Source organism: Rhizobium altiplani (assembly GCF_001542405.1).
GTDB classification, from domain to species: Bacteria; Pseudomonadota; Alphaproteobacteria; order Rhizobiales; family Rhizobiaceae; genus Rhizobium; species Rhizobium altiplani.
The window spans coordinates 60,222-85,468 of sequence record NZ_LNCD01000086.1 but is presented as its reverse complement, the minus strand read 5'-3'; the positions used below and the strand labels follow the sequence as shown (position 1 = coordinate 85,468).

24 protein-coding genes and 8 pseudogenes are annotated in these 25,247 nt (G+C 62.8%); 7 read left to right on the top strand and 25 right to left on the bottom strand.

The genetic code is table 11. The annotated features are described in order from the left end of the window. From AS026_RS21275 to AS026_RS42410, 12 genes and pseudogenes are all read right to left on the bottom strand, one after another. A partial coding sequence (locus AS026_RS21275) for a cytochrome c-type biogenesis protein (protein WP_062371587.1) occupies positions 1 to 378 on the bottom strand: 378 nt, incomplete at its 3' end. Continuing rightward, the gene (locus tag AS026_RS21270) at positions 375 to 2,363 is read right to left on the bottom strand and encodes a heme lyase CcmF/NrfE family subunit (RefSeq protein ID WP_062371585.1); all 1,989 of its coding nucleotides are present in this window, start codon (positions 2,361 to 2,363) and stop codon (positions 375 to 377) included. The genes AS026_RS21275 and AS026_RS21270, both read right to left, overlap by 4 nt. Continuing rightward, positions 2,360 to 2,812: a cytochrome c maturation protein CcmE gene (ccmE, locus tag AS026_RS21265; RefSeq protein WP_025661001.1), complete on the bottom strand. Its 453-nt coding sequence runs from the start codon at positions 2,810 to 2,812 to the stop codon at positions 2,360 to 2,362. The genes AS026_RS21270 and ccmE overlap by 4 nt, the downstream gene beginning before the upstream one ends. Then, positions 2,809 to 4,257 (bottom strand): c-type cytochrome biogenesis protein CcmI, encoded by a 1,449-nt coding sequence (gene ccmI, locus AS026_RS21260; protein ID WP_025661002.1) that lies wholly within the window; start codon positions 4,255 to 4,257, stop codon positions 2,809 to 2,811. The genes ccmE and ccmI overlap by 4 nt, the downstream gene beginning before the upstream one ends. 109 nt (positions 4,258 to 4,366) lie before the next feature. Then, the gene (locus AS026_RS21255; protein ID WP_025661003.1) at positions 4,367 to 4,792 is read right to left on the bottom strand and encodes a membrane protein; all 426 of its coding nucleotides are present in this window, start codon (positions 4,790 to 4,792) and stop codon (positions 4,367 to 4,369) included. A 116-nt stretch (positions 4,793 to 4,908) separates the two neighbouring features. Then, positions 4,909 to 6,312 (bottom strand): sensor histidine kinase, encoded by a 1,404-nt coding sequence (locus tag AS026_RS21250; RefSeq protein ID WP_018860061.1) that lies wholly within the window; start codon positions 6,310 to 6,312, stop codon positions 4,909 to 4,911. Then, positions 6,302 to 6,973, bottom strand: coding sequence for a response regulator transcription factor (locus tag AS026_RS21245; RefSeq protein WP_018860060.1), 672 nt, complete (start codon positions 6,971 to 6,973; stop codon positions 6,302 to 6,304). The genes AS026_RS21250 and AS026_RS21245 overlap by 11 nt, the downstream gene beginning before the upstream one ends. Before the next feature lie 52 nt (positions 6,974 to 7,025). Further along, a complete protein-coding gene (locus AS026_RS21240; RefSeq protein ID WP_018860059.1) occupies positions 7,026 to 7,274 on the bottom strand; it encodes a hypothetical protein in 249 nt (82 codons plus the stop codon). A 192-nt stretch (positions 7,275 to 7,466) separates the two neighbouring features. Beyond that, positions 7,467 to 7,658: a hypothetical protein gene (locus AS026_RS21235; protein WP_062371583.1), complete on the bottom strand. Its 192-nt coding sequence runs from the start codon at positions 7,656 to 7,658 to the stop codon at positions 7,467 to 7,469. Positions 7,659 to 7,680: 22 nt separating this feature from the next. Continuing rightward, positions 7,681 to 8,061, bottom strand: a complete 381-nt coding sequence (locus AS026_RS21230; protein ID WP_160330120.1) for a hypothetical protein — start codon at positions 8,059 to 8,061, stop codon at positions 7,681 to 7,683. Positions 8,062 to 8,113: 52 nt separating this feature from the next. Next, positions 8,114 to 8,330 (bottom strand): annotated as a pseudogene (locus AS026_RS43520) (gene transfer agent family protein); the annotation flags it as partial. Further along, positions 8,330 to 8,506, bottom strand: a complete 177-nt coding sequence (locus AS026_RS42410) for a phage tail tube protein (RefSeq protein ID WP_167354913.1) — start codon at positions 8,504 to 8,506, stop codon at positions 8,330 to 8,332. The gene AS026_RS42410 and the pseudogene AS026_RS43520, both read right to left, overlap by 1 nt. A gap of 126 nt (positions 8,507 to 8,632) precedes the next feature. Between AS026_RS42410 and AS026_RS21220 the strand changes: the two genes are divergently transcribed. Both AS026_RS21220 and AS026_RS21215 read left to right on the top strand, forming a co-directional pair. Further along, complete coding sequence (locus AS026_RS21220; RefSeq protein ID WP_062371579.1) at positions 8,633 to 9,847, top strand: MFS transporter; 1,215 nt, start codon at positions 8,633 to 8,635, stop codon at positions 9,845 to 9,847. Between the two features lie 97 nt (positions 9,848 to 9,944). Beyond that, the gene (locus tag AS026_RS21215; protein ID WP_025661008.1) at positions 9,945 to 10,337 is read left to right on the top strand and encodes a GFA family protein; all 393 of its coding nucleotides are present in this window, start codon (positions 9,945 to 9,947) and stop codon (positions 10,335 to 10,337) included. Here AS026_RS21215 and AS026_RS21210 read toward each other — a convergent pair. The 8 genes and pseudogenes from AS026_RS21210 to AS026_RS21180 all read right to left on the bottom strand — a co-directional run bounded on the left by AS026_RS21210 (position 10,334) and on the right by AS026_RS21180 (position 16,112). Beyond that, complete coding sequence (locus tag AS026_RS21210; protein ID WP_062371576.1) at positions 10,334 to 10,756, bottom strand: DUF3168 domain-containing protein; 423 nt, start codon at positions 10,754 to 10,756, stop codon at positions 10,334 to 10,336. The two genes, AS026_RS21215 and AS026_RS21210, sit on opposite strands and share 4 nt — an antisense overlap. A 109-nt stretch (positions 10,757 to 10,865) precedes the next feature. Continuing rightward, positions 10,866 to 11,199 (bottom strand): annotated as a pseudogene (locus AS026_RS21205) (phage head closure protein). 13 nt (positions 11,200 to 11,212) lie between these two features. After that, positions 11,213 to 11,765, bottom strand: a pseudogene (locus AS026_RS21200) (head-tail connector protein). 77 nt (positions 11,766 to 11,842) lie between these two features. After that, positions 11,843 to 12,771 (bottom strand): annotated as a pseudogene (locus AS026_RS42775) (phage major capsid protein). Between the two features lie 12 nt (positions 12,772 to 12,783). Further along, a pseudogene (locus tag AS026_RS42400) lies at positions 12,784 to 13,026 on the bottom strand (HK97 family phage prohead protease); the annotation flags it as partial. Next, positions 12,923 to 13,383 (bottom strand): annotated as a pseudogene (locus tag AS026_RS43515) (DUF6107 family protein). The pseudogenes AS026_RS42400 and AS026_RS43515, both read right to left, overlap by 104 nt. A gap of 257 nt (positions 13,384 to 13,640) precedes the next feature. After that, positions 13,641 to 14,781, bottom strand: a pseudogene (locus AS026_RS21185) (phage portal protein). 74 nt (positions 14,782 to 14,855) lie between these two features. Continuing rightward, positions 14,856 to 16,112 carry a sensor domain-containing diguanylate cyclase gene (locus AS026_RS21180; RefSeq protein ID WP_062371574.1) on the bottom strand — a complete coding sequence of 419 codons (1,257 nt, stop codon included), beginning with the start codon at positions 16,110 to 16,112 and terminating at the stop codon, positions 14,856 to 14,858. A gap of 237 nt (positions 16,113 to 16,349) precedes the next feature. Here AS026_RS21180 and AS026_RS21175 point away from each other — a divergent pair, with 237 nt between their 5' ends. Beyond that, complete coding sequence (locus AS026_RS21175) at positions 16,350 to 17,330, top strand: SDR family oxidoreductase (protein WP_062371572.1); 981 nt, start codon at positions 16,350 to 16,352, stop codon at positions 17,328 to 17,330. Between the two features lie 53 nt (positions 17,331 to 17,383). Here the strand turns inward: AS026_RS21175 and AS026_RS21170 are convergent, their stop codons facing one another. The 3 genes and pseudogenes from AS026_RS21170 to AS026_RS21160 form a co-directional block, all read right to left on the bottom strand. Continuing rightward, positions 17,384 to 17,692 (bottom strand): Dabb family protein, encoded by a 309-nt coding sequence (locus tag AS026_RS21170; RefSeq protein WP_025661015.1) that lies wholly within the window; start codon positions 17,690 to 17,692, stop codon positions 17,384 to 17,386. A gap of 19 nt (positions 17,693 to 17,711) precedes the next feature. Next, positions 17,712 to 18,398 (bottom strand): chitinase, encoded by a 687-nt coding sequence (locus AS026_RS21165; RefSeq protein ID WP_025661016.1) that lies wholly within the window; start codon positions 18,396 to 18,398, stop codon positions 17,712 to 17,714. Between the two features lie 284 nt (positions 18,399 to 18,682). Further along, positions 18,683 to 19,733: pseudogene (locus AS026_RS21160) on the bottom strand (DNA-packaging protein); the annotation flags it as partial. Here AS026_RS21160 and AS026_RS43510 point away from each other — a divergent pair. Beyond that, positions 19,723 to 20,385: a hypothetical protein gene (locus AS026_RS43510; RefSeq protein ID WP_245307573.1), complete on the top strand. Its 663-nt coding sequence runs from the start codon at positions 19,723 to 19,725 to the stop codon at positions 20,383 to 20,385. The pseudogene AS026_RS21160 and the gene AS026_RS43510 overlap by 11 nt on opposite strands. 77 nt (positions 20,386 to 20,462) lie before the next feature. Further along, positions 20,463 to 20,807, top strand: coding sequence for an MmcQ/YjbR family DNA-binding protein (locus AS026_RS21150; protein ID WP_025661019.1), 345 nt, complete (start codon positions 20,463 to 20,465; stop codon positions 20,805 to 20,807). Between the two features lie 6 nt (positions 20,808 to 20,813). On the opposite strand, the gene AS026_RS21145 is transcribed toward AS026_RS21150, so the two are convergent. Further along, complete coding sequence (locus AS026_RS21145) at positions 20,814 to 21,728, bottom strand: SDR family oxidoreductase (protein ID WP_062371600.1); 915 nt, start codon at positions 21,726 to 21,728, stop codon at positions 20,814 to 20,816. 104 nt (positions 21,729 to 21,832) lie between these two features. Between AS026_RS21145 and AS026_RS21140 the strand changes: the two genes are divergently transcribed. Further along, entirely contained in the window at positions 21,833 to 22,402 is a 570-nt protein-coding gene (locus tag AS026_RS21140) for a TetR/AcrR family transcriptional regulator (protein ID WP_062371569.1), read from the top strand. On the opposite strand, the gene AS026_RS21135 is transcribed toward AS026_RS21140, so the two are convergent. Next, complete coding sequence (locus tag AS026_RS21135; RefSeq protein ID WP_025661022.1) at positions 22,395 to 22,883, bottom strand: YcgN family cysteine cluster protein; 489 nt, start codon at positions 22,881 to 22,883, stop codon at positions 22,395 to 22,397. The genes AS026_RS21140 and AS026_RS21135 overlap by 8 nt on opposite strands. A 187-nt stretch (positions 22,884 to 23,070) precedes the next feature. On the opposite strand from AS026_RS21135, the gene AS026_RS21130 reads away from it, so the two are divergent. Continuing rightward, entirely contained in the window at positions 23,071 to 25,209 is a 2,139-nt protein-coding gene (locus AS026_RS21130; protein ID WP_018860040.1) for a transglycosylase domain-containing protein, read from the top strand. The last annotated feature ends 38 nt before the right edge of the window (positions 25,210 to 25,247 follow it).

Here is a 25,247-nt window from a genome sequence, read left to right as displayed (position 1 = left end):
CCGTGCGAAGACGATCAGCGAGAGGCCGCCTGCGACGGCGAGCAGGAGCGGCGCGCCCCACAGAAGGATCGTCTTCGTTTCGAAGCGCGGCTTCAACAGCACGAACTCGCCGTAGCGCGAGACGATGTAGTTCATTACCTGTTCGTTCGTATCGCCATTGGTCAACCGCTCGCGCACCAACAGGCGCAGGTCCTTCGCAAGCTCGGCATTGGAATCGTCGATCGACTGGTTCTGGCAGACCATGCAGCGCAGTTCGGCGGAGATCGCCCGGGCGCGCGCCTCGAGCGCCGGATCGGCAAGAACCTCGTCCGGATTGACGGCAAAGGCCGGCGCGGCCGACAGAACTATCGCTATCACCAGGAGCAGACGCCTCATCATTCGGCCGGCTCCATGGCAGGACGCAGCGGCTTTGCCCTGCGGTTCGGCGCCCCGACACGCAGGCGCCGGTCGCTCAGCGACACGAAGCCGCCGATCGCCATGATCACCGCGCCACCCCAGATGCAGAGAATGAAGGGCTTCCACCAGATGCGCACGACCATGCCACCGTCGTTCGTCGGATCGCCGAGCGACACATAGAGCTGGCTCAGCCCGAACGTCACGATGCCGGCTTCCGTCGTCGGCATCTGCCGCGCCGTGTAGATCCGCTTGGACGACCAGACATCGGCAACCTCGACGCCGCCGCGGCTGATGGTGAAGTGACCGCGCTCTTCGCTGTAGTTCGGTCCGGTCGCCGGCTTCATGCCGTCGAACCGCACGGCGTAGCCGCCGGCTTCCACGCTCTGGCCGGACTTCATCTCGATGACATGCTCGGTTTCGAAGGTGGTCACCGCGACGATGCCGAGGACGGCAACACCAAGCCCGGCATGCGCGAGCGCCGTGCCGAAGGCCGAGCGCGGCAGGCCGGCAAGGCGTCTCCAGGCGACGGAGGCCGCGACCTTGCCGACGCCGGCGCGATACCACAGATCGGCGATCGCGCCGAAGATCAGGAACAGCGCTCCAGCCAGCCCGAGCACGGCAAGCACGGGACCGCCGTGCTGGACATAGAAGAAGACCACCGCAACAACAAAAGCCAGGATCGCGACCAGATAGAGCCGCTGCAGAACAGCGAGCAGATCGCCGCGCTTCCAGGCGAGCAGCGGGCCAAAGGGAACGATGACCAGCAGCGGCGCCATCAGCAGGCCGAAGGTCATGTTGAAGAAGGGCGGCCCGACCGAGATCTTGTCACCGGTCAGCGTCTCCAAAAGCAGCGGATAGAGCGTGCCTGTCAGCACCGTGCCGCAGGCGACGGTGAGGATCAGGTTGTTGAGGACAAGCGCCCCTTCGCGCGAGATCGGCGCAAACAGGCCGCCGGCCGAGAGCTGCGGCGCACGGAAGGCAAAGAGCGACAGCGACCCGCCGATGAAGATCAGCAGAATGAACAGGACGAAGACGCCGCGGGTCGGATCGCTGGCAAAGGCGTGCACCGAGGTCAGAACCCCCGAGCGCACGAGGAACGTGCCCATCAGCGACAGCGAGAAGGTCAGGATGGCAAGCAGCACCGTCCAGATCTTCAGCGCCTCGCGCTTTTCCATGACGAGCGCCGAATGCAGCAGCGCGGTCCCGGCAAGCCAGGGCATGAAGGAGGCATTCTCGACCGGATCCCAGAACCACCAGCCGCCCCAGCCGAGCTCGTAATAGGCCCAGTAGGAGCCCATGGCGATGCCAAGCGTCAGGAACGTCCAGGCGGCCAGCGTCCAGGGCCGCACCCAGCGCGCCCAGGCGGCATCGATGCGGCCTTCGAGAAGGGCAGCCACGGCAAAGGAGAAACAGACGGAGAAGCCGACATAGCCGAGATAGAGCAGCGGCGGGTGGATCGCCAGACCGACGTCCTGCAGCACCGGGTTGAGGTCCTTCCCCTCGGCCGGAGCCGGATCCAGCCGCATGAAGGGATTGGAGGTCAGTAGGATGAACAGGATGAAGGCGACCGATATCCAGGCCTGCACGGCGAGCACGTTTGCCCGCAGCGTATCGGGCAAATTCCGTCCGAAGAGCGCGACCAGGGCGCTGAACAGCACCAGGATCAGCAGCCAGAGCATCATCGAGCCCTCGTGATTGCCCCAGACACCTGACAATTTGAACAGCAGCGGCACCAGCGAATGGGAGTTCTCCCAGACGTTGGCGACCGAAAAGTCGGAAACGACATGGGCGTAGGTCAGGACTCCGAAGGAGAACGCCACCAGCGCGAACATAGCCAGGGACCCGACGGAGGCCAGATCCATCATCGCACGGTCGAGGCGCCTTGCACCGATCACCGGCACGACGGAGACCACGAGCGCCGTCGCCAGCGCCAGGATCAGGGCATAGTGGCCGATCTCGATGATCATTGCACCGCCTCTCCTTCCTTCCAAAGCCCTTGGGCCTTCAGCTTGTCGGCGACTTCCTTCGGCATGTATTTCTCGTCGTGCTTGGCCAACACCGTATCGGCGGTAAAGACGTCGCTGCCCGTTTCGAAACGCCCCTCGGTCACCACGCCCTGGCCCTCGCGAAAGAGATCGGGAAGAATGCCGGTATATCGTACCCTGACCAGATCGCCGGTCGCATCGGTCACCGCAAACTGCACCGTCGATCCCCCCCCGCGCACGATGCTGCCCTCGCCCACCAGGCCACCGAGACGTATGCGCGTTCCAGGCGGCACCGGGTTCTTGGCGATATCCGCAGGCATATAGAAATAGGCCACCGACTGGCTGAAGGCGAACATGACGAGCAGCACCGCGGCAATGATGAAGCTCATGCCGCCACCGATCACCGCCAGGCGCTTTTGCTTGCGCGTCATTCCGTCATTCCTTCTGTCGCAATGTCGAGCTCTCGCGCCAGCGCCAGCAGTTGCTTGCCTTGCTCGCCCGTCGCAGGGAAGACCGCTAGCCCGCGCCGCAACGCGTCGACCGCGTGTGCCTTTTCGTTCAATACGGCATAAGAACGCACAAGCCGCAGCCAGCCTTCCAGATTGTTCGGGTCCTGGGTCAGCTTGGCATCAAGGCTTTCCACCATGCCGCGGATCATCTGTTGCTGGTCACCGGCACTCATGCTTTCGCCTGCGGCAACCTCAGCCTGGGTGGGATTACCGGGCGCGCTCGCGGCGCCGCTGGGCGACACGCCGCCATCCATCGCAATGCCAAGTTCTTGCGCCAGCGCAAGGAGTTGCTTGCCTTGTCCGCTGCTGGCCGGAAACGTTGCCAGTCCGCGCTTCAGAGCCGCAACTGCGCGATCCGTGTCTTTCAATACGACATAAGAGCGGACAAGCCGTAGCCAGCCTTCCAGATTGTTCGGGTCCTGGGTCAGCTTGGCATCAAGGCTCTCCACCATGCCGCGGATCATCTGTTGCCGGTCGCCCGGACTCATGCTCTCCGCAGCGGCAACCTCAGCCTGCGTCGGATTGCCCGGCACGCGCGCGGCACCGCTCGGCGGCGCGCCGCCATTCTTCGCAATGTGTTCGGCGACCAGCGGCAACCAGGGCGCGTCGGCCGGCGATTGCTTCGCGAGCGCCTCGAAGGCGACCTTGGCCTCTGCTGCCTGACCAGCCTGCTCCATGCTAAGCGCAATGTAGAACCGGGCCTTCGGATTGTCGGGATCTAGCTGAAGCGACTGCTCCAACACCTTGCGCGCATCTTCGGTGACCACACCGTCCGAGATCGCCATCAGCGTCTCGGCAAGGCCGTCCAGCCGCACCGGGCTCGGCCCGAGCAGACGGATCGCGCGGCGATAAGCATTCTCGGCATCGGCGACACGCATAGTGTTGAAGTATATCGGTGCCAGGACGTCCCAGCCCTTGCCGTCATCGGGATTTTGCGCCAGGTGCCGCTCGGCCTTGGCGACCAGGATCGCCATATCGTTGCCGGGATTCTCAAGTCTGGCTTGCAGCGGCTGCGACGGCAAATCGGGTCGCCCAACAAAAATGTAAAGACAGAGCCCCACCATCGGCAGGAGCAGCAGTACGAACGCCTCGGAAAGACGGTGATGTTTCGAGGCCTTGCGATCGGTGACCGGCGCGGCCGAGACAGTGATCAGGCGCCGGCCAATTTCGGCTCGCGCGTAATCGGCCTCATCCTCTGAAATCAGCCCACCAGAGAGATCGCGATCGAGTTCCCGCAACTGATCGCGATAGACGGCAGCCTCCCCGGCATGCGCGTCATCGATCGCTCTCGTGTCACGCAGAAGCGGGTAAAGCAGAACGGCAGCGACGGCGGCCGTCAGAGCGGCCACAAGAATCCAGAAAAGCATAGATGCCAAATACTCGAAGCGAACATCTATTCCAACAAGCAAAGCCGCAATGACGATTATTTGAGGCGTTTGGCCGCAACATGGCCCGAGCAGTTAATTCTGCCGTCGCTCAGCCGAGGGGCGACCAACTGCCATTATCGTTTCGGCAGGCGGAACCGCGCGCCACCGTTTCCTTGCCGCCGATCGTCACGCTATGGGTATACTGACGGCAGTTCTGCGAGCCGACCTGGTAGGGTGCAGACGCGACGACCCTGCCGCTGACATTGCGCCCGCTCCAGACAACAGGCTGTCCGACTGCAGCACTTTCCAGCGCGCGATACTCGGCTTCCAGGGCGCGCTGGAGGTCGCTGTCGCTGATATCCACGCCGCTGCGACCGATGATGCCGCCCTGCAATGCCGCGATATAGGTAGCCGAAGCAGGAGGTTTCCTCGAGAAAAGACCGCCGGAGCCACCGCTTTTTGTCGATTGGCACGCTGACAGCGTGATGGCGACAAGAAGCGAGGAAACGATCATGCCTTGCGAACGTAGCATCATTCAGCCGAACCAGAATTAGGTGTCAATTACGCAGCCACACGCGCACCAAGCCGTGTCGGCAATAAGGCAAAGCATGCTATGCAATCGCCTATGTCTATGTGACATCAAGCAAATGCTCACGCAACATCCTTTGTGATGCCAGGCAAAATAAGCCGGGCCTTCAATCCCTGCCATTCGCCGCGGGACAATTCGAGCCGCCCCTGATACTCGTTGGAAATCTCCGTCACGATCGAAAGTCCAAGGCCGGTGCCCGGTTTGCTTTCGTCCAGCCGCTTGCCGCGCTTCAGCGCCTCGCGAACCTGATCCTGCTCAAGCCCTGGCCCATCGTCCTCGACAACGAGCTCGACCCAGTGGCGACGCCCGCTGCCTTCCGTGCCCTTGACCTCCTCCGGTGCTTCCGCGACGGAAACGCGAACCTTGGTCGCCGCGAAACGGGCGGCGTTCTCCAAAAGGTTACCGACGATCTCTTCTAGGTCCTGCTGTTCCATGGCGACCGCAACATGTGGCTGCGCCGCCGTGAGTTCAAACTGCTTGTCGGGGTTCAAGCGCCGCATCACGCGCACCAGGCGCTCAAGAGCGGGTTCGGCGTCGGTGCGGGCAAGCACGGATTCGCGTTGCGCCGCAATGCGGGCACGGTTCAGATACGACTGCACCTGGCCTTGCATCGCCTCCGCCTGGCCGCGCACGAGATCGCCGTGCGTGCGTTCCAGCACGCGCGCCTCGTTGAGCAGCACGGCAATCGGCGTCTTCAGGGAGTGGGCAAGGTTGCCGACCTGCATGCGCGCCCTCTCGACAATGCGGCGATTGCTGTCGATCAGCGCGTTGACCTCGTTGGCGAGCGGCAGGATTTCGCGCGGAAAATCGCCCTTCAACTGCTCGCTCTCGCCGGCGCGAATGCGCTCGAGCGCGGCGCGCGCCTTGTCGAGCGGCTTGAGGCCGTAGAGAATCGCCAGTGCGTTGACGATCAGGCTGCCGACACCGAAGCCGGCGAGCGCCAGGTAAAGGCTATGGGAGAAATTGCGAACGTCGTTCTCGACAACATCGACGTTGCCGGTCACGCGGAAGCGGGCGGCGCGACCGTCAGTATCCAGCACGACCTCGGTCTCGGCAACCTGGATCCGATTCCCCGCAGCATCCGTCACCTGATAGTAGCGCTCATAATTCTTGTCGAAGGGCGCTTCGAGAACAGAGGGTACAGGGATCGACGCGGAACCCAGCGAGGGCGACACGAGCGGCGGCGCCGTGTAGGTGCCGAGTGGTTCGACGACCCAATACCAGCCCGTCTTCGGCTGCGCAAAACGCAGGTCGCCAAGTTGCGGGCTGCCGCTGAGCGCCCCTTGGTCGCCGATCGTAACGGAATTGACGACGTTATAGAGCTGGGCGCGCAAAAGGTCCTGGAAGCCGCGTTCCGCGCTCTTTCGGTAGAGCGTCGAGATCAGCAACCCGATGACGACAAGCGCGACAGTCGACCAGATCGTGGTCAGCAGCAGGACGCGTGCAGTAAGCGATTTAATTCGCATTGTTCGGCGCTTGGATGCGGTAGCCGAGCCCGCGCACCGTTTCGATCAGATCGACGCCCATCTTCTTGCGAAGGCGCCCGACGAAAACCTCGATCGTATTGGAATCGCGGTCGAAATCCTGATCGTACATATGTTCGACCAGCTCGGTACGCGAAACCACTTCCCCCATGTGATGCATGAGATAGGACAGCAGCCGGTACTCATGCGAGGTCAGCTTCAGCGCCACACCATTGACTGTCGCCTTTGAGCTCTTGGTATCGAGCCGCACGGGGCCGCAGATGATCTCGGACGAGGAATGCCCCGCCGCGCGGCGGATCAGGGCGCGGATGCGTGCCAGCACTTCCTCGACATGGAACGGCTTGGTGACGTAGTCATCCGCGCCGGCGTCGATGCCCGCGACCTTGTCGCTCCAGCGGTCGCGCGCCGTCAGGATCAGCACGGGCATGCCGCGACCTGCGCCACGCCACTTTTCGAGCACCGTGACGCCATCCAGTTCAGGCAGTCCGATATCGAGAATGATCGCGTCATAAGGCTCGGTATCGCCGAGGAAGTGGCCCTCCTCGCCGTCAAAGGCCTGATCGACGACGTAACCGGCTTCCTTCAACGTGTCGCTGAGCTGCCGGTTCAGGTTGACATCGTCTTCGACTACCAGAATGCGCATCGGTCCGCTTTGCTCCGCTTGATCTCTTGGCGTCTAGATAGGGCGATTCTGCCTACATCGGAACCTTGACGGTCACTTTACGCGGGCGCTGTCCGTTGCCTTGGACGAGGACGGTGATGATGCAGCTGTCGCCAGCAGGCTGAACGGAAAGGAGCTGACCTCCCGTTTTTTCCACAACCTCACGCGCGGCCTCGCTGCAATCGCCTGCAACACGCACCGTCAGGGTACGCGGATTATCCGGTGAGGGCGACGTTATCGCCAGCCCGGCGGCTAGCGCTGCGACGCTCAAGGGAGAGGCCATGTGCAATGCTTTCAATGGATACTAACTTGGCCCAGACTATGTACTCAAGAGACCTGAATGGCAAATGAATGCCTTGTAATCCTTGATATTTAGAACAATTCCGAATTCACGCCAGGCGTGTTCGAAAGTCCGGTCGGCGAACGAAGCTTTCCGCTCGCCGCGCCGGATTCAAGAAACGGACTTGATGGTCGCCTAGGCGGTGACACGCCCGAAAACAGCGAGCAGGCCGCCGAGTGCGCCAGCTATGTTGACGACTGCGTCGACCAACTGGCTCTTGTCCGTCGCACCAAGGTCGATACTGGCAAAATGCAACACAGATGCGACGATTGAAATCAGCGCGCCCCAAATGGTCTTCGAACTGTACCAATTCTTCAGATCTATCATTTTCTCTCCTTCAAGATGAAATTCACACAACACATGTCGCGTGCGCCGGAATGCCGAGCGACACACGTTCCCCAAGTTGCCAAACACGCAAGCTGAGGCTGTTTTGCGGATGGTCGAAATCGGCGAGTTCGTCAGCGGTGGGATAAACCCACTCCGCCCTGTCGGATTCGCTTACTCTCAGAACCGCGTCACCGTCCATAATCTCGACGCGGTAGCGTTCAAACGGCTCATCCAGCGGAATTTCGGCGGCGAGCCAGTTGTAGGCGCTGTCGCGCCCGCGCCGGATCCAGGGACCTTCACGCCATCGTCGTTGCGCGCGCATCTGATGTGGACGGGGGCAAGCGGCGTCAGTGCCCGCAGGCCTCCACGACGCGTGATGCGCCTCCAGGAAACGCCGCTGCATGGTGTCGGCTCAGCTTCGGTTGGAAAAATAGGGAGCTGCACTTTCCGACGCCGCCGCGACGACCGGCGCCGATGATACGGATCATGTCGGCTGCCTTCAGCTGTCCGCGCGAGAAGCGCTCGGCCAGACCGACGAGATTGTTCCGCGGAGAACGCTGTCTCCAGTTCCGCCAACGCGTCAAGCATGAGGCAGAGGATCCGCTGTCCACCATCGATGACAGCCTCGATCTCGCCGCGGCGCCGGTTCGCCCTTGCCCCCGCCGCCCGCATCAGAGCGCCTCGAAGCTGATGACGCCGGCCGATTCCAGCGCCAGCTCGAACATCACCTTGCCATTATACTGGCCGGAATATTCGAGCGCGCTCGCCTGGAACGGCCCCGCCACCGTTTCGTAAGCCGTACCGTTGAATATCTTCAGGAGCAGGTCCTTGCCCTTCTGCGCCACCATTGTCCGATCCCTTCGAGGAAACAGGCGCAGCCAGCGCCCTTGGTGTCATCCACTTGTCACTTTCAACCAGCCGGCGAAGCTGCTACGACCTTGCCCGCCCCTACCCCGTTCGCGTCAAAGCCCTCCATGTCTCGATCCATCCCCCTGCGCTCGGTGCAGACGATTGCCGTGCTTGCCGTCACCCAGCTGATTGGCTGGGGCAGTACCTTCGACATGCTCGGTGTCATGGGGCGCGTCATCGCGCCGGATCTCGGCTTGCCGAACGAGGTGGTTTTCGGCGGGTTGAGCATCATGATGGTCGTCAGCGCCCTTGTCGGCCCTGCGACGGGCCGCCTGCTCGCCCGGCATGGGGCCGCCCGCGTGCTCGCCGCCGCGTCGATTACCTTCACGATCGGCCTGCTGCTGTTGTCAGCCGCCCACGGCCTCGTCCTCTATGGACTTGCCTGGATTGCGATCGGCGCCGGCGGCGCCTTCGGTCTTTCCGCTCCGGCCTATACCGCCGTCGTCGAGCGAGCCGGACCTGACAGCAAACGGGTGATTGCCATCCTCATGCTGTTCACCGGCCTTTCGAGCGCGATCTTCTGGCCGATCCTCAGTCAGCTGAACGCGAGCGTCGGCTGGCGCATGACGTTTCTCATCTGCGCGGCGCTGCAGTTTTTCGTCTGCCTGCCGCTGCATATTTTCGCCCTGCCGAAGCCGATCGCCTTTACTGCGGACGGCAGCGCCGCACAGGAAACGCCGGTGCCGCTTTCGCCTGCGGGACAGCGCAAGGCCTTCCTGCTGATTGCCGCCGCAACGACGATATCGACTTTCGTGACTTTCGGGGTGTCGCCATCGCTGCTCGAAATACTGCGTCAGTCAGGCGCCTCGCCTGCGCTGGCGCTGCAGCTCGGTTCGGCACGCGGCGTGATCGGCATTTCCGCCCGCTTCCTGGACATGCTCCTCGGGCGCCGCGGCAATCCGATCCTCAGCGCCGCAATGGGCGTGAGCCTGATGGTCTCAAGCTTCGTGATGATGCTGCTGATCCCGCCCTCGACGCCACTGCTCGTCACCTTCATCCTGCTCTATGGCTTCGGCTCCGGTGTCATGACCGTTGCCCGCACCCTGCTGCCGCTCGCCCTGTTCTCGCCGCGCGAATTCGGGCTGCAATCAGCCCGCCTGTCGCTGCCGCAGAACCTCGCCAATGCCATCGCACCCGTCGTCTTCACGGCGATCCTCGATCGCGCCGGTGCCGGAACCGCAATCGCGACATGCGCCGCGCTCGCCGTCATCTCGCTCGGCTTCGTGCTGACGCTGGCTGCGCAGGTCAAGGCAGCGACCAGGGTATACGAACCTGCCTGAAAGATGCAGGCAGTTGCTGCGATGGGCGGGACATTTCAGGTCACCGTCCCATCTTCTTCATAAGCAGCCCACCGCTTGATCTTGGAGGAGAAACAACATGGACCGGTTCACTGGCGGTTGCCGCTGCGGCAATGTCCGCCTCGTGGCTATTGGACGCCCCTATCGGGTCGGCATTTGTCATTGTCTCGACTGCCGCAAGCATCATGGCGCACTCTTTCACGCATCCGCGATCTTTCCTCAGGATGCGGTTACGGTCGAAGGCGAGACAGGTGAGTACGACGGGCGGTTCTTCTGCCCCCGCTGCGGCTCCCCGGTTTTCGGGCGCTCCGGGGATGAGGTCGAAGTGAACCTCGGATCGCTTGATGCTCCCAACCAGTTACAGCCAACTTACGAACTCTGGACCATCCGCCGCGAGTCGTGGCTGCCGTCGTTTCCGCTGGCGAGACGATACGAAGGCGACCGCGACGCCACGAGCCGCTTCGAGGCCTAGGTTGCGCCGCTATGCAGCGGCGGCTCCGTCACAGCCCGAACGCGCGACTCGGCGATATAGAGCTTCGTCTTCGGTTCGCGGCGGCTCTGCGTCCTGAGATGCAGCAGGCTGACGAGGTGATACGCTCCAAGATCGAGCGCTACATCCTGCAGCCGGGCGTGGAGACGCGAGGCCACCAGCTGCGCCTGCCTTCGCCCACCCACGTCGAAGCAGATTTCGAGCGACACGAGATGCTCCTCGCCTCTCTCGGTCGAAGTCGAATAGTCGTTGCTGACGAGTTCGCCGATCAGCACGCAAGGAAGCTTTCGCCCGGTCACCAGCCGATCGCGGATACCGTCGTCGCCGATCATGACGAGAAGCTCTGCGTCGCCGGTCAGGCGTGCATGGATAGCCGTCAGCAGTTCATTGGCTGCGCTCATGGCTCTCGCCTCCGTTTGCCGGCAAATTACCTGCGGTATCTCTAGTTAGTTTTAGCTAGCCGCGCCAGGATCGCCGCCAGATCGCGGAGCGTGATCGAAAGAGCATTGCTCATCGTACCTCTTCCTCGCAGGGGCAGCAGAGGTAGCGGCCGGTCTCATCCGGATCGCGCCAGGTGCCGATGGCAAACAGCCGATCGCCCTTGCGCAGCCGCATCCCGGCCCTGATGTCGCTGCGGAACCGCAGCCAGATACGGTGGGTCAGCGTGAAAACATCCGCGCCCGCCCGCTCCTCGCGCACTTCGCTCACCGGCTCGATCCGCGCCCACATAGAAGCAATTGCGGCAAAGGTACGGTCGCGCCACCCTGCCCGTCCGGCGCTTCTTCCGGCGCCTCCAGGTCGAGCGCGCGGTCATCTGGCCGGGATCGAAGAAGACGGATCGCATCAGAGCCTCCGCATCAGGAACGGCGCACCAATCGGTCGTAACCAGCGGGTATGTCTGCTGGCTGGTCCTCGACGGCGACGGCGCCCCTGAAGGCGAACATCTGGGCGACATGCATCAGCATCGCCCGCTTCAGCGTGTCGGGCACCTCGGCGCCGCTCTCGCCGAAGCCGGCGGAAAAATCGATCTCGATGCCGCTTGCGGCAATGGCAGGGTTCAAGTTTCGAGCCAGCACCAGACGCACCGGCCGGGCAGTACCGTCAAGCACATGGCCGGCCGCGGGCAAGACCACTTCCTCGCCCCTCATCGTAAATGCTCAGGCTTTCAACCGCTTGCACCGGTCCCTTGGCAATCTGAATCACGCGATCTTCAGGTATCGATTCAAGATGGAGGCGCCAGACCTGGGTGATCAGGCAGAGGCCCGTCGTGCGCTCCAGATGCTCGCGGGCGACGCTGATCAGCGAGGCCAGCAGCGCATCTTCGCTGCCGTCATCAAGCCACAGACGGGCCTTCACTTCCGCAAGCGTCAGCGCTTCCGCCGAAGGTGGGGTAATCAGTGGATAAGTCATGGACGATCCTGGATTGGTTTGACGCAGGCATATTCGGCAGGCGGATACGGATAGTGGCCGCACCCGCCTTGCCCCGATCAACTCACGGCGAACTTGATGAACTTGATCGCCTCGAAATTCTGCACTCCGCCGCCGACTCGCTTGGTTGTGTAGAAGAGCACGTAAGGCTTGGCGGAATAGGGATCGCGCAGCACGCGCACGTCGGTGCGGTCGACGACGAGATAGCCGGCGCGGAAGTCCCCGAAGGAGATCGACAGCGCGTTGGCCGCGATATCGAGCATGTCGTCGGCCTCGACAACAGGGAAGCCGACGAGCGAAGCCGCCTCGCCTGCCGTTGCCGGCGGCTGCCAGAGATAGCGGCCGTCACCATCCTTCAACTTGCGGACCTCGGCCTGCGTCTTGCGGTTCATGACGAAGTTGGCGTTCTGCCGACGCCCCGCCTTCAGCGAATAGATCGTATCGATCAGGGTGTCGGAAGCACCCGTGGTCTTGAAGGCGCCGGCCGCATCCGTCGCGATATAGCCGAGATTGCCGCAGCTCCAGGCGCTGTCGGCGACTGTAGTGTAGGCAAGGAAGCCCTTCGGCTTGTTGGTGCCGTCGCCGTTGACGGAGGCGGTACCCTCCTGCTCAGCAAAGACGGTATCGACCTCGCTGGATATCCAAGCCTCGATATCAACCGCGGCATCGTCAAGCAGCGCTTATGTCGCCGCCGGCATGGCGTAGAGCTCCATCGTCGGGAAGGAAAGTGTGGCAAGCTGGGTGCTCGATGTCTGCGGGCAGGCCGCCGTTTCGGCCACCCAGCCGGCCGCCATGCCCGAGGTCGCAAACGTCCGAGCGGCGGCCGCGCCTTCTTCAGCGCCAGCTGGTCGAGCACCTTCTTCTGCTCGTCCATCGCCCAGCTGATGCGGTCCATCTTGTCGCGGGTGACGACATCGGCCGTCAGCTTCTCCTCGATCTCGCCTAAGCGGCGGTCGTTGGTGTCCTTGAAGGCCTCGAACGTCTCCATGAACTCGTCGAAGTGCACCTCGCGCGCCCGGGCCACACCCACGGCAAGCATGCCCTCCACATAGAGACCGCGGCTATCCTCGGTCTTCCAGGCGCCGATCGGCTCTGCCGGGTCATGCTGGAAGAGCATGCGCACGCCGCCCGCCCCGCGTTCAGCCAGCGACTTGCGGAAGGCGCCGCGCTCGATGGCATCCTTGCCGAGATCGACTTCGCCAAAGACGCTGGCATAGCCGGAGAATCTGCCGTCGCGCTTCAGCCCCCTTAGCTCCAGATTGGCGAACTTGCGCGTATCCGCGCCCATGGGTGATCGCGCCAGCGCGCGGCTTGCGGTCATGATATTCTCCTCGTTGGAAACTGTTATTCCGGCTAGCGCCCGCGCGCGCCGTATCGTCCGGCGAGGCGCGATAGGATGCCGAGACCCACCAGGCACAGAGGCCTGCCGCCGCCGACCCGGACAGCACGACCTCAGAGGCCGAGAGGCGATCCGCCAGCGCCAGCCTTTCGACAATCCAGATACCCGTCGGCCGCCGAAGATCGTCCCGCAGGCAAGGCCGGTGAAGAAACGGCTCGCAGCCTCCCGTCGGCTTTTCGGCAGGAGATAGACGAGCGACACCGCTGCCCCGCCGACGCGCCGAGCGCCCTGGTCGCCCAGAGCCCGGCATCGTTGGAAAGGTCTGTCATCGCAGGGATCCTTGGTTGGCGAAGAACGACAGCCGACCGGCGGTCACGACTTCGCGCCGCCGTATTCGGGGTGCCGTCCTCGCACTTCAGCGAATCTTTTGAATCGCTTGGGTGCGTTTGCTCGAACATTGAATCCAGGCGCTCAGAGTTTGATTCATGCGCCGGCGCAGGCTTTCAATACCCCACCACCTAGCGCTTCTCCTCGTCCGTGACGAACGCCGCGCTTCCCAACCTTGTCCACAGTTGATCGCGTTCCGCCGCAAGCCCGGCCACCTTGCAGAGATCGGGCTCAAGCCGCAGGCGGTCTTCGTAACGTCCGGAGAGCCAGGCGGAAAGCGAGGCCGCGGTGCGGGTCAGCATCGGCAGCACGGTCAGCCGATAGAAGGCGTGGTTCGCCTCCTGGTAATTGGCATAGGTGTTGTCGCCGGGAATGCCGAGCAGCATCGGCGGCACGCCGAAGGCAAGCGCGATGTCGCGGACAGCACCGTTGCGCGCCTCGACGAAATCCATGTCCTTCGGCGACAGCCCCATCGACTTCCAGTCGAGCCCGCCTTCGAGGAGTAGCGGGCGTCCGGCGCGCATCGGGCCGGAATAGCCTTCGTCGAGTTCCTGTTTCAGCCGCTCGTACTGGTCGGGCGAGAGATTGCCGCCCTCCTTCGGCTGGTAGACCAGCGCGCCTGACGGGCGGGCCGAATTGTCGAGCAGCGCCTTGTTAAAGGTATCGCCGCCGCATTGGAGAGATCGAGCGCCAACCTGGGCGCCGCAAGCGGCGGGAAACCGAGATTGTGTCGAGTGGATGGAAGAGCTTCAATGCAGCAGCCCCAGCCCCTCCGTCTCCGCCGGAAAGCGGCGCACGGAACCGCCGGCGCGATAGTCGTAAGCCACGGGCCACCCATCCCCGCCCTCGACGATACCGATGCGATCAGGCCGCAGCAGGTGCAGCTCACGCACATTTCCGCCGACCATCAGCGGCTCGACATAGGCATTGCCCGACAGCAGCAGGTGCCCATAGAGCGCCTCGAAGAAATCGGGGACCCATGCGTCCGTTTGGCTGGCCGAGCAGCGAGAGGATGGCATGATCCGGCCGCTCATGATCGCCCTCGTGGAGCAGCCACGGCACCGAGGCTGCGGCTTCCGCCACTAGCCTGACACTGCGGTGTGCGACCGGGTTCTTCATGAAGCCCTCGCGCGACAGTGCCGCATAGGAGCGCCCCGTCCAACTCGCCCGCCCCCCTGCGGCAAGCGACATGAAGCCACCTGCGGCCTTCCTCTCGGGCACGGTCCTGCGACCCGCCGCGGAGTTCCACGGCAGCAATGATCTCAATCTCATGGTTGGTGTATCCCGGAGTTAGGCGGACTCTCAAGCCTGCGGCGTGGCGACAGCCAATCGCAGGTGGAGCCCGATCAGGCCTTGAAGGCGACTTCTATGGTTTGCCGGTCCTGCGCCACGATCCGGCACTTGGTCTCGAAACCCTCGCCCTTGATGATCAGGACGAATTCCGCAGGTATGCCAGCGGAATTGGAGACGGAGAGCCCGGCGCTGTCGGTACCGAGCGAGCGTATGGTGCAGTCGATCGTCGAGCGGCGGTCGTTGAACATGATGGACCCCGCTTTCAGGACGCGACGGCGCGAACCAGTCGGACCATCGGCGCCGATAGAGTTCCACGACACGCATCGGTTTCGACCGTTGTGCTTGGCGTGGTACATTGCGGCATCGGCCTGAGCCAACAGCGTCTCGATATCCCTGGTGATGATCGAAAGCGCCGAAATGCCGAAACTTGCTGTCACGTTCAAGTCGCCGAAAGCTCCTCGGATCGGCCGGGACGCGATCGCCATCCTTACCTTTTCGGCGACAGCGAACGCCTCTTCGCGATTGATATGCGGAAGGAGAATGGCAAATTCTTCTCCCCCGAGCCGGCCGAACAGATCTCCCGCCCGCAGGTTCGCCTTGCAGGTTTCGGTGACCGCATGAAGCACCTGATCCCCCGCGGCGTGGCCATGGGTGTCGTTGACGCTCTTGAAGCGGTCGATGTCCAGAACAATGCAGGACAGGTCATGCTGGTGTCTCAGGGCAAGCGACAGAAGTTGATCGGCCTCCTGCCGGAAGGCACGGCGGGTAAGCGTGCCCGTCAGGCCATCGGTCGCGGCTGACTGCAGCAGCTCGATCCGGTCCATCGCCACGCCCGCCAGTTCGTGGAGAACAGAAAGATCCCTGGACCCGAACGATCTGGGGCGGCGATCGATCGCACATACCGTTCCGATAACGTGGCCACTCTTGGTTTTCAAAGGCACCCCGGCGTAAAACCGCACGTGGCTTTCTCCCGTTACGGCCGGGTTGTGCGCGAACCGCGGATCGCGGGTCGCATCCTGTACGAAAATCGGTTCCTCATGGTCGACCACGTAACGGCAGAACGTATCTTCGAGCGGAACCTCGTCCGCCGCCAGCCCAGAACATGCCTTGTACCATTGCCGATGCGCGTCGATGAGGGACACAAGGCCGATCTCGACCGCGAAGATCTCCTTGATCAGCCGCACGATGCGCTCGAAACCTTCGTCCTTCGGGGTATCGAGGAGGTCAAGCTGCTCCAGCGCCGCGAGACGCTCGATTTCCCGCTTTTTCGCGTCCAAGCACGACGTCCCGAAAGCCCTCACAACAACCATGCAGCATCGCTCCTAGCCCAGCTGAGATAGCATGCGTCTCATACATTCGTGAAGAAATTCAATACCGCTTTCCCCATCACATTATCGATGGCTTGTCAGAGTGGGACGGGAGATGCAGGCCTCCCCGCTTGCCGTCTGGGGGCGTCATAGCCTAGCCAGATTTACGCGAGACGCCCGGGTCCTTTCACGCTATGAAGGGGACCCTAGATCCCGCCTGTCAGATACCGAGGTTTCCAAATGGCTTTGAAAGTCCTTTTCATTGGCGGCACCGGCCAAATCTCTTACCCATGCGTCGAGCGCGCCGTTGCCGAGGGTCATGATGTCAGCGTTTTCAACCGCGGCCTGAGACAAGACCCTTTGCCTGCAGGCGTGACCTCGATCGTGGGTGAACTTGGATCGACCGCCTACGCGGATCTCGCCAGGGCCAACTTTGACGTCGTATGCCAGTTCATCGCCTTCACGCCCGACCAGATTGGGCGCGACATCGAGGTGTTTAGAGGGCATTGCGGTCAGTACATTTTCATCTCCTCGGCCTCGGTCTATGAGAAGCCGCCACGTCACTATGTGATTACCGAGAAGACACCGGCGATCAATCCGTACTGGCCCTACAGCCAGGCCAAGATTGCCTGCGAGGAACTGCTCAAGAAATCCGAGAACCTGGCCTGGACGATCGTCCGCCCCAGCCACACGGTACGCACCGGTGTGCCGATGATGTTGGGCGATAGCGACATCATGGCAAGGCGCATGCTGGACGGCGAGCCCACCATCGTGGCAGGCGACGGCCACACGCCCTGGACACTGACCCGCTCGGTCGATTTCGCAGTGCCTTTCGTCAGGCTTTTCGGCAAGAAGGAGGCGCTTCGCGATGTTTTCCACATCACCTCCGACCGCGCGCATATCTGGAACGATATCCAAAGGGCGATCGGCAGATTGCTCGGCGTCGAGGCCAAGATCGTTCACGTGCCGACCGACACCCTGATCAAGTATAGTCCGGCCTGGGAAGGTCCCTTGATCGGCGACAAGGCCTGGACTGCGATCTTCGACAATTCGAAGGTCAAGCAGGTCGCAGGCGACTTCACCTGTGCTGAAAGCCTGGATGAGATCCTCGCCGAGCCCATCATGCACCTGAAGCAGCGCCTCGCCAAAAATCGCCCACCGAAGGGTGAACTCGATGCTCTGGTCGACAGGATCTGCGCCGCGCAGAGCGCTCTCAGCTAGGCCTGCCGTCCAACCGCATCCCTAACTGGGGCGCTGGAGGGCAGGCTGCAGCATCAGCGCACGGGCCGCTTCACAGCCGTGTTGCTCTCGTAATCCGCCGCCATCCGCATTTCGCGGATCGGGCGCACGAGGTCGATGGAGCGCTGGTAGTCTGGATGCGCCTTGTAGGCGGCAAGAGCAGCTTCGTCCTCGAATTCGCCGTAGACAACGAGGTCGACATCGGTGCCTAGCTGGTCGGTCTTGATGTTGGTGCCGATCTCCAGCAGGCGGGCGTGCGGGATCGCCGTCAGGATCGACAGGCCGGCGCGCACCTTTTCCAGTTGGTCCGCGGGCGCTGTGAAGAAGACGATGTGGCGGATCACGCGGAACTCCTGTGAGCGTCTAGCCGAAGACCCGCGCGATAGCACGCAGGAGCCAGGCCTTCAACCGCGCAAGCGCACCTGCCGGCCGTTCGCGACGGATGGCCGCAAGGAAGGTCTTGCCGTAGCCGGCGAGCTTTTCCGCGCGGTCCGTACCGTTGACGATGCGGCGCGCATTGACCCAGTCCTCCGTCGTCTCGTTCAGGTGGTCGGCGAGCTTATGAGTGGCGAACGAGCCCTGGACCATACCTTCGATCAGGATCGAAACGGCGGCGTCCATCTCCATCGCCCGGTCGGGCTCGGCCACGAGATCAATGCCGGTCAGCAAGCTCATCGCCTCGTAATTGCGCTTGTGGGTGAGCTGCACCAGGCCGCGGCCGAGCCAGCACTTGCCCTCCTCGTCTGGCCGCCAGTAAGGCGTCTTCACCCAGGAGAGCTTGCCGGACGCATAGGCATTTTCCAGGATCTCAATCGCCCTTGCGTCGGTCGTCGCCAGCGTCTCGCGCACCGGCTGCATCGTATAGGCCGTCTCGTGGTAGGCGGTCGCCATGATGTAGGCGAGCCAGCGCGGATCGGCCTCAGCCATTCGCGCTTCCCAGAAATCGAGAATCGCGGTCATGCCCTCCACCTGCGGCTGATTAAGCCCTCCCTTAAAGAGCGCATGGCGCACAGTGTTGAAAAAGAAGGGCCTGTCGATGTGGATAACCATAATACCAGCCTCAAAAAGTGGTACGGCGTTCTACGTCTCAATCGATTAAAATTAATTCAATCGTTTAAAGTGTTTAAGCGCCTGATTTACACGTAGTTTAAGCCGTGCCAGTGATTAACTCACCGTTAAATCCAGCCTCGGAGGAGAGCATGCAGCAGCCGGCCAACAGCAATCAGCCGACCATTCCCCAGCATGTCGTCGACCAGCTCGAAAACGAGTGGCGTCAAGTTCGCCCGGAGCCGCAGTCGCCACGCCCAGCACAACAGCAACCTCAACGCTAGTCTTCAGACACCCCTCACCCGGGGTTCTCCGTATCCCTCCAGCATCAGTACCGTCAGCGCCCAGACCAGCGCATCCAGCGGGTCGGGCGAACGGCCGGATGAAAGCCCGTCCGGGCCGAAGTCGCACATCTGGTCTTCCAGCGCGACGAAGCGCCCGGCATGGGCAACGCGCCCCTGTTCGTAGAGTGCGGCAACCGGTTCGGCCCTGGTACTTAGCGCACGTCGCGCGCACGGTCGAGACCGGCAGGCTCTCGTCGATGCTTTTCAGCATCGATGCCACCATGTCGCCACCCAGGTTGATTTCGGCCACTACCCGGTCCGCCGAAAAGCGGCGGTAGGCACGCACCACCACACTCGCCCAGCCGGCCGGGCTTGCGCCCTGGACCGAACAATCGGCAAGCACCACCGCTCGCCTCGACGCCTCCAACCCAGCAATGCCGCAGCAGGACTGCGCACCGGCCGCCGCCGGCGGATCGACCGCAACGACGACCCGCCTCAACTCACCCGTGAAGCGGATCGTGGCTGCCTCGATCATCTCGCGCCGCCAGAGCGCATCTTCGCGATCCTCTATCAGCTCGGCATCGAGTTCCTGACGCCCGAGCCGCGTGCCGCCGTAGCGATGCTTCCGCGCATCGATGAAGCCCGGCGCCAGATTGGCAGCGTTGGCAAGCGTGCTGATCCGCGTCAGCCGCGTACCTGCGTCAGCAATCAATTCCTTCAGCAGTGGCACCGGCCGCGGCGTCGTCGTCACCAGCTGGCGCGGATGACCGCCGAGGCGCAAGCCGAATTGCAGCATGTCCCAGGTCTCCTGCCCGTGCTTCCATTTCGCCAACTCATCGCACCAGGCGAAATGAAACTGCGGGCCGCGCAGGCTTTCCGGATCTTCCGACGAGAAGATCTGCGCCACCGCGCCGTTCGGCCAGACCAGCCTGCGCCGCGAAATCTCGAACTCCGGACATCCCCGCCGCGCGATGCGGCAGATGCCGGAGACGCAGTCGATTATTACCTCGCGCGCATCGCCGAGCGTTTCGGCCACCAAGGCGATGCGCAGTTCGGCGCTCGCCAGCGATGCGCTCAAGAAACCGCTTCTTCGCATCTTCAAGCCCCATCGCAGCGTCGTTCTCTTCCGCGGCCAGCTCGCGATCGCGCGCGATCTGCCGCTGCAGCTGATCGACCTTCTCCAGCGTCCGCACAATCAGCGACATGGCATCGGTCGCCGCCTTCAGGTCGGCCAGCGCGAGCTTTGCCGCCGCCTCGTCGCCGCCTGCGGACGCCGCTTCCGCGGCCCGCCGCAATTCGCGGAAGGCGCTGAACTGGTCGCGCATCTCCGCCGTCATCTCGTTGAGCAGCACCCGCAACTCCTCGGCGGGCGCGGCCGGACCGGACTTGATCTCAAGGAAGTAGGCCTCAGCCGCCGCCCTCGCCTCGGCGTCATCCGCTTCAAGCTGCAGGGCATCGCCATAGGCACGCCTCTGTGGCCAGTAGCCATACAGCTCCGGTTCGAAACTCTCTATATCGATCATCGGGACCCTCTCGGGCGACCAGTTCTCCCTGGCGGCCAGAAACACAAAAGCCGGGTCGAACGCCCGGCTTTCAGATCCGAAAAGCTTTGCCTCGGCACTCCGCCGCGCCCGCAACTTTCCGACTATGCCATAACCCTATCAAACGACCGTCACGTCATCAAGGATTATTTTCCTATCAGGTGAACATTTTTCAAAGCCACCGGACTGCTTGAGTTTTTCTGATTGGTCCACATCCATCAGCATGTGCTAATTTTATCGCCATGAACCAGGAAGAGCTCATTTCCTTTGCGCTCAGCTTGCCGGAGGCGGTCGAGAGCGCGCATCATGGCACGCGCGATTTTCGCGTGCGCAGCAAGATATTCCTGACGATGCCGGAACAAGACTATTGCGTCGTCCGCCTGACGCCCGACCAGCAACACATGACGCTGGCGGTGGCGGCCGACGACACGGCCGCGGTGCCGGGCGGCTGGGGACTGCGCGGCTCGACCCGGCTTTTCTACGGCAAGGCGAGCGACGAACTCGTGCATGGCCTCGTGCGCAAGTCATGGCAGAACGCCGCGCCAAAAACCCTGCAAAGACAATTCGTTGTCATTCCATCCGGCTAGATCGAATCAACGATAGCCGGTAGCGTCGGCGGCTTTGCCTGCGTCCATGACCTCGTCCATGTAGCGCCAGCAGTCCGGCCGCGAGCCGTCCACATCGTCAAAGCCGTAGATCTTGGCGAGCCCGCCGCTCGACAGCGACTGGCCGCTCCAGCGGACGCGTTCTGGATCGGCGGCAACGGCTGCCACCGCCCGGCCCGTGAAGCGCGGTGTCTCGGAGATGATGAAATGCGGCTGCACGGACGTCGCGTCGCGCCAGTTCTCCTCTCGCACATTGAAGATATCGAGCATCATTTCCGAGCGCATCCAGCCGGGCGTCAGCGCCACAGCCGTCGCGTCATGCGGCGCAAGATCCTTGGCATGCGCCCAGGCCATGCGGATGGCGCCCGTCTTGACGAGGTCGTAATAGGGGCAGAGGCGGTAATGCGTGGCGTTGTATTCGGCCGTGCCGTCGGTCAGTTCGACCAGCAGCCCGCCGGGGCGCTCGACCATCAGCGCCAGCGCGAAATGCGCGGTGATCAGATGGGTGTCGATCGCCAGCCGCAGCATGTGCAGCCCCTTGTCGAGCGAGTGCTCCCAGACCGGCTTGTTCCATTCCGTCAGATGTTCGCCGCCCCAGATATCGTTGACCAGGATATCGAGCCGGCCCTGTTCGCGGCGGATCCTTTCGACCAGCACCTCGACTTCCGAAGGCATGGTATGATCGACGCGAACCGCGATCCCCTCGCCGCCCGCAGCGGTTACCATCTCGGCGGTCTCCTCGATCGTCTCCGGGCGGCCATACTCCGATTGCTTCTCCCGCGTCGTGCGGCCGGTAACGTAGACCGTTGCCCCGGCGGCCCCGAGTTCCAAGGCGATCCCGCGACCTGCGCCGCGCGTGCCTCCGGCCACAAGGGCGATCTTTCCTGAAAGGGCTGCTGTCACGTGCTTGTCCTCCACGCTGGACCAGGCGCAATGGGTGTTCGCCATTGCACTTGAATATAAACGAACGTTCGTTCATATTCGTCGCGAACACAAGAGGAATTTTCATGCCGCGACCCCGTACGCTTTCCGACGAACAGCTTCTCGACATGGTGCTCGGCCTCGTCCATGCGGAAGGTCCTGACGCGGCAAGCTTCGGCACGGTGGCGAAGATCAGCGGCCTTTCCGGCTCGACGCTGGTACAGCGCTTCGGCACCAAGGCTGCAATGCTGCGGGCCTGCCTGCTGCGCGCCTGGGACCGGCTGGACATGGAGACGGCCCAGCAGATCCAGTCTCTTCCCGAGACACCCGAAGGCGCCATCAACCTGCTCGCCGGACTTTCCAGGGATTACGGCGACGATGCCACGTCCTACGCTGAAGGCCTGCTGGTACTGCGGGAAGATCTGCGCGACCCGGCCTTGCGTGCTCGTGGGGCTGCCTGGGGAAAGACACTGGCGGCAGCGCTCGACCGATCCCTCGGCGCCCAAGGCAAAACGCCGCTCGGACGGCTGATGCTGTCGCAATGGCAGGGCTGCCTGCTCTGGTGGGGCTTCGAGCCGCAAGGCTCGATCGAAGACTATGTTCGCGCTGAGCTGAGAGAATTCCTTGAGACGGTCGCTCAACCAGCGACTACTTAGCCGCCTCCGGCTGCTGGGCCTGCGCCTCGTCGCCCACTGTCAGCGGCCAATCCACCACATAATCCTCAAAGTCGTCGACCTTGACCTCGGTTTCGTCGATCGTCCGGCCGCGCGCCGAAATGCCGGCGGCATGGACAGTCTCGGGATCGCCAGAAATCAGGGGATGCCACCAGTAAAGATCGCGCCCCTCGTTGATCAGCCGGTAGCCGCAGGTCGGCGGCAGCCAAGCGATCTCGTCGACGTTTTCCTTGGTGAGCTGGACGCAATCGGGCACGAAATCCCAGCGGTTCTCGTAGGAGGAACAGCGACAGCTGTGGTCGTCGAGCAGCTTGCAGCGGATCGAGGTGAAGTAGATGTCGCCGCTATCCCACTCCTCGAGCTTGTTGAGACAACAGAGGCCGCAGCCGTCGCATACGCTCTCCCATTCGGTCGTCGTCATCTCGGCGAGCGTCTTCGTCTTCCAGAAGGGTACTTCTTCCATCATTCCGTTCTTGCAACAGCTCCGTGCAAAATCGCGTGAGAGCTTCCATTTCTCTTGTTCTTGTCAGCCAAATCAACCAATGATTCACCAAGCTCCGGTTACTCCGGGGCACTGTCGGCAGATTTGCCATAGTCCGGCGTCAGGTTCCTCCGACGTCGAAGTGACTGATCGGGCGGGAATATAAGACGTGACGGATCCGGACAATCCAGAAAAACGGCCGCGCAAGCAACGCCACCTGCTTTTGAAGATCGACTCGTGGATCGATTCGACCATCTGGAATGCCGGTTTTCGCTCGGCCGAAATCTGGGAAGACATCACCATCTTCTTCCGCCGCTTCCGCGTTCGCGGCTGGAAGCGCATTGTCTTCGAACTGGCCGGCGAAGGCCTGACATGGGGTTCCGTCGGCGCCGTCCTGATGCTCGCCCTCGCCCAGCCTGCCTTTGAAGCTACCAAGGAAGATTGGCGCAATCGCGGCGACTACGCCGTCACCTTCCTGGATCGCTATGGCAACGTCATCGGCCATCGCGGCGTCATCCACCAGAACTCCGTGCCTATCGACGAACTGCCCGACGCGCTGATCAAATCAGTGCTTGCGACCGAGGACCGGCGCTTCTTCGATCACTTCGGCATCGACGTCATCGGTCTCTTCCGCGCGCTTGTTACCAACGCCCAGGCCGGCGAAGTTGTACAGGGCGGCTCGACATTGACGCAGCAGCTCGCCAAGAACCTGTTCCTCTCCAACGAACGCTCGATCGACCGAAAAATTACGGAAGCCTTCCTGGCGCTGTGGCTCGAAGCTAACCTCTCCAAGAAGGAAATCCTCTCCACCTATCTCGACCGCGCCTACATGGGCGGTGGCACCTTCGGCGCTGCCGCAGCGGCGCAGTTCTACTTCGGCAAGAGCATCACCGACGTCAATCTGGCTGAATCCGCAATGCTCGCCGGCCTGTTCAAGGCGCCGGCGAAATATGCGCCGCACGTCAACCTGCCGGCGGCGCGCGGTCGCGCCAACGAGGTGCTGACCAACCTTGTGCAAAGCGGCCTGATGACCGAGGGCCAGGTGATCGCCGCCCGGCGTAATCCGGCGACGGTCGTCGACCGCAACCAGGTGGAATCACCCGATTTCTTCCTCGACTGGGCCTTTGACGAGGTCATGCGCCTGTCGCCGCGCTTCCCCCAGCATTCGCTCGTCGTTAGGACCACGATCGACATGGGGCTGCAGAGCGCGGCCGACGATTCAGTGGAAACGTCGCTGCGCGAATATGGCGAGCGCTATCACGCCAAACAGGGCGCGATGGTGGTGATCGAAAACGGCGGCGCGGTGCGGGCCATGGTCGGCGGCCGGGATTACGGCGAAAGCCAGTTCAACCGTGCCACCAAGGCGCTGCGGCAGCCGGGTTCATCCTTCAAGGTCTACACCTATTCGGTGGCGATGGAGAGCGGCATGACGCCCGATACCATCGTCGTCGACGCGCCGATCTACTGGGGCAACTGGGCCCCTCGCAACTACGCCAACAAGTACGCCGGCCGCGTCACCATTGCGACCGCCATCGCCCAGTCGATTAACACCATTCCGGTGCGCCTTGCCAAGGAAAAGCTCGGCATCCAGCCGATCCGGGCCATGGCGAAGAACCTCGGCGTCGAGTCGCCCGTGCGCGACGACGTGACGATCCCGATCGGCACCTCCGAGGTGACGGTGCTCGACCAGGCGACCGCCTATGCCGTCTTCCCGGCAGGTGGCTACCAGTCGCGCCGTCACGGCATCACGCAGGTCCTCGATTACGGCGGCGACGTCCTCTACGACTTCGACCGTGACGAGCCGCCCGCCAAGCGGGTGCTCTCCGAGAAGGCCGACACCTACATGAACCAGATGCTGTCCCGCGTCCCCTATGTCGGAACGGCGCGAAAGGCAGCGCTCGACAACGGCATTCTGACAGCCGGCAAGACGGGCACGACGCAGGCGTACCGCGACGCCTGGTTCATCGGCTACACCGGCAACTACACGTGCGCCGTCTGGTTTGGCAACGACGACTATACCTCGACCAACGAGATGACCGGTGGCTCGCTGCCGGCCATGACCTTCAAGCGTGCCATGGACTATGCGCACCAGGGCATCACGCTTCGACAGATCCCCGGCACGCAGCCGCTGCCACCCGACAAGACGGCAAAAACGGTCGCCGCCGCCAAGCCGGCGGAGGGCAGCCCGCCGCCCCTCGTCCGGCCCCGGATGCTCTCGGTCGAGTCCACGCACATTCTCAAGGACCTTGGCCAGGCGCTAAAGGCGGCGCCCCCGCTTGCCGCGCAAAAGGTGGCGAGCGCCGACTAAGGGCATCAGCAGCAACTGCTTCGTAGAGCGAGGGAGGC

What these genes read in the sequence shown, in the direction of transcription:
- AS026_RS21270 (WP_062371585.1), bottom strand. Translation starts at nt 2,363, where the DNA reads ATGATCATCGAGATCGGCCACTATGCCCTGATCCTGGCGCTGGCGACG.
- ccmE (WP_025661001.1), bottom strand. Translation starts at nt 2,812, where the DNA reads ATGACGCGCAAGCAAAAGCGCCTGGCGGTGATCGGTGGCGGCATGAGC.
- ccmI (WP_025661002.1), bottom strand. Translation starts at nt 4,257, where the DNA reads ATGCTTTTCTGGATTCTTGTGGCCGCTCTGACGGCCGCCGTCGCTGCC.
- AS026_RS21255 (WP_025661003.1), bottom strand. Translation starts at nt 4,792, where the DNA reads ATGATGCTACGTTCGCAAGGCATGATCGTTTCCTCGCTTCTTGTCGCC.
- AS026_RS21250 (WP_018860061.1), bottom strand. Translation starts at nt 6,312, where the DNA reads ATGCGAATTAAATCGCTTACTGCACGCGTCCTGCTGCTGACCACGATC.
- AS026_RS21245 (WP_018860060.1), bottom strand. Translation starts at nt 6,973, where the DNA reads ATGCGCATTCTGGTAGTCGAAGACGATGTCAACCTGAACCGGCAGCTC.
- AS026_RS21240 (WP_018860059.1), bottom strand. Translation starts at nt 7,274, where the DNA reads ATGGCCTCTCCCTTGAGCGTCGCAGCGCTAGCCGCCGGGCTGGCGATA.
- AS026_RS21235 (WP_062371583.1), bottom strand. Translation starts at nt 7,658, where the DNA reads ATGATAGATCTGAAGAATTGGTACAGTTCGAAGACCATTTGGGGCGCG.
- AS026_RS21230 (WP_160330120.1), bottom strand. Translation starts at nt 8,061, where the DNA reads ATGCAGCGGCGTTTCCTGGAGGCGCATCACGCGTCGTGGAGGCCTGCG.
- AS026_RS42410 (WP_167354913.1), bottom strand. Translation starts at nt 8,506, where the DNA reads ATGGTGGCGCAGAAGGGCAAGGACCTGCTCCTGAAGATATTCAACGGT.
- AS026_RS21220 (WP_062371579.1), top strand. Translation starts at nt 8,633, where the DNA reads ATGTCTCGATCCATCCCCCTGCGCTCGGTGCAGACGATTGCCGTGCTT.
- AS026_RS21215 (WP_025661008.1), top strand. Translation starts at nt 9,945, where the DNA reads ATGGACCGGTTCACTGGCGGTTGCCGCTGCGGCAATGTCCGCCTCGTG.
- AS026_RS21210 (WP_062371576.1), bottom strand. Translation starts at nt 10,756, where the DNA reads ATGAGCGCAGCCAATGAACTGCTGACGGCTATCCATGCACGCCTGACC.
- AS026_RS21180 (WP_062371574.1), bottom strand. Translation starts at nt 16,112, where the DNA reads ATGGTTGTTGTGAGGGCTTTCGGGACGTCGTGCTTGGACGCGAAAAAG.
- AS026_RS21175 (WP_062371572.1), top strand. Translation starts at nt 16,350, where the DNA reads ATGGCTTTGAAAGTCCTTTTCATTGGCGGCACCGGCCAAATCTCTTAC.
- AS026_RS21165 (WP_025661016.1), bottom strand. Translation starts at nt 18,398, where the DNA reads ATGGTTATCCACATCGACAGGCCCTTCTTTTTCAACACTGTGCGCCAT.
- AS026_RS43510 (WP_245307573.1), top strand. Translation starts at nt 19,723, where the DNA reads ATGCGCAGTTCGGCGCTCGCCAGCGATGCGCTCAAGAAACCGCTTCTT.
- AS026_RS21150 (WP_025661019.1), top strand. Translation starts at nt 20,463, where the DNA reads ATGAACCAGGAAGAGCTCATTTCCTTTGCGCTCAGCTTGCCGGAGGCG.
- AS026_RS21140 (WP_062371569.1), top strand. Translation starts at nt 21,833, where the DNA reads ATGCCGCGACCCCGTACGCTTTCCGACGAACAGCTTCTCGACATGGTG.
- AS026_RS21135 (WP_025661022.1), bottom strand. Translation starts at nt 22,883, where the DNA reads ATGGAAGAAGTACCCTTCTGGAAGACGAAGACGCTCGCCGAGATGACG.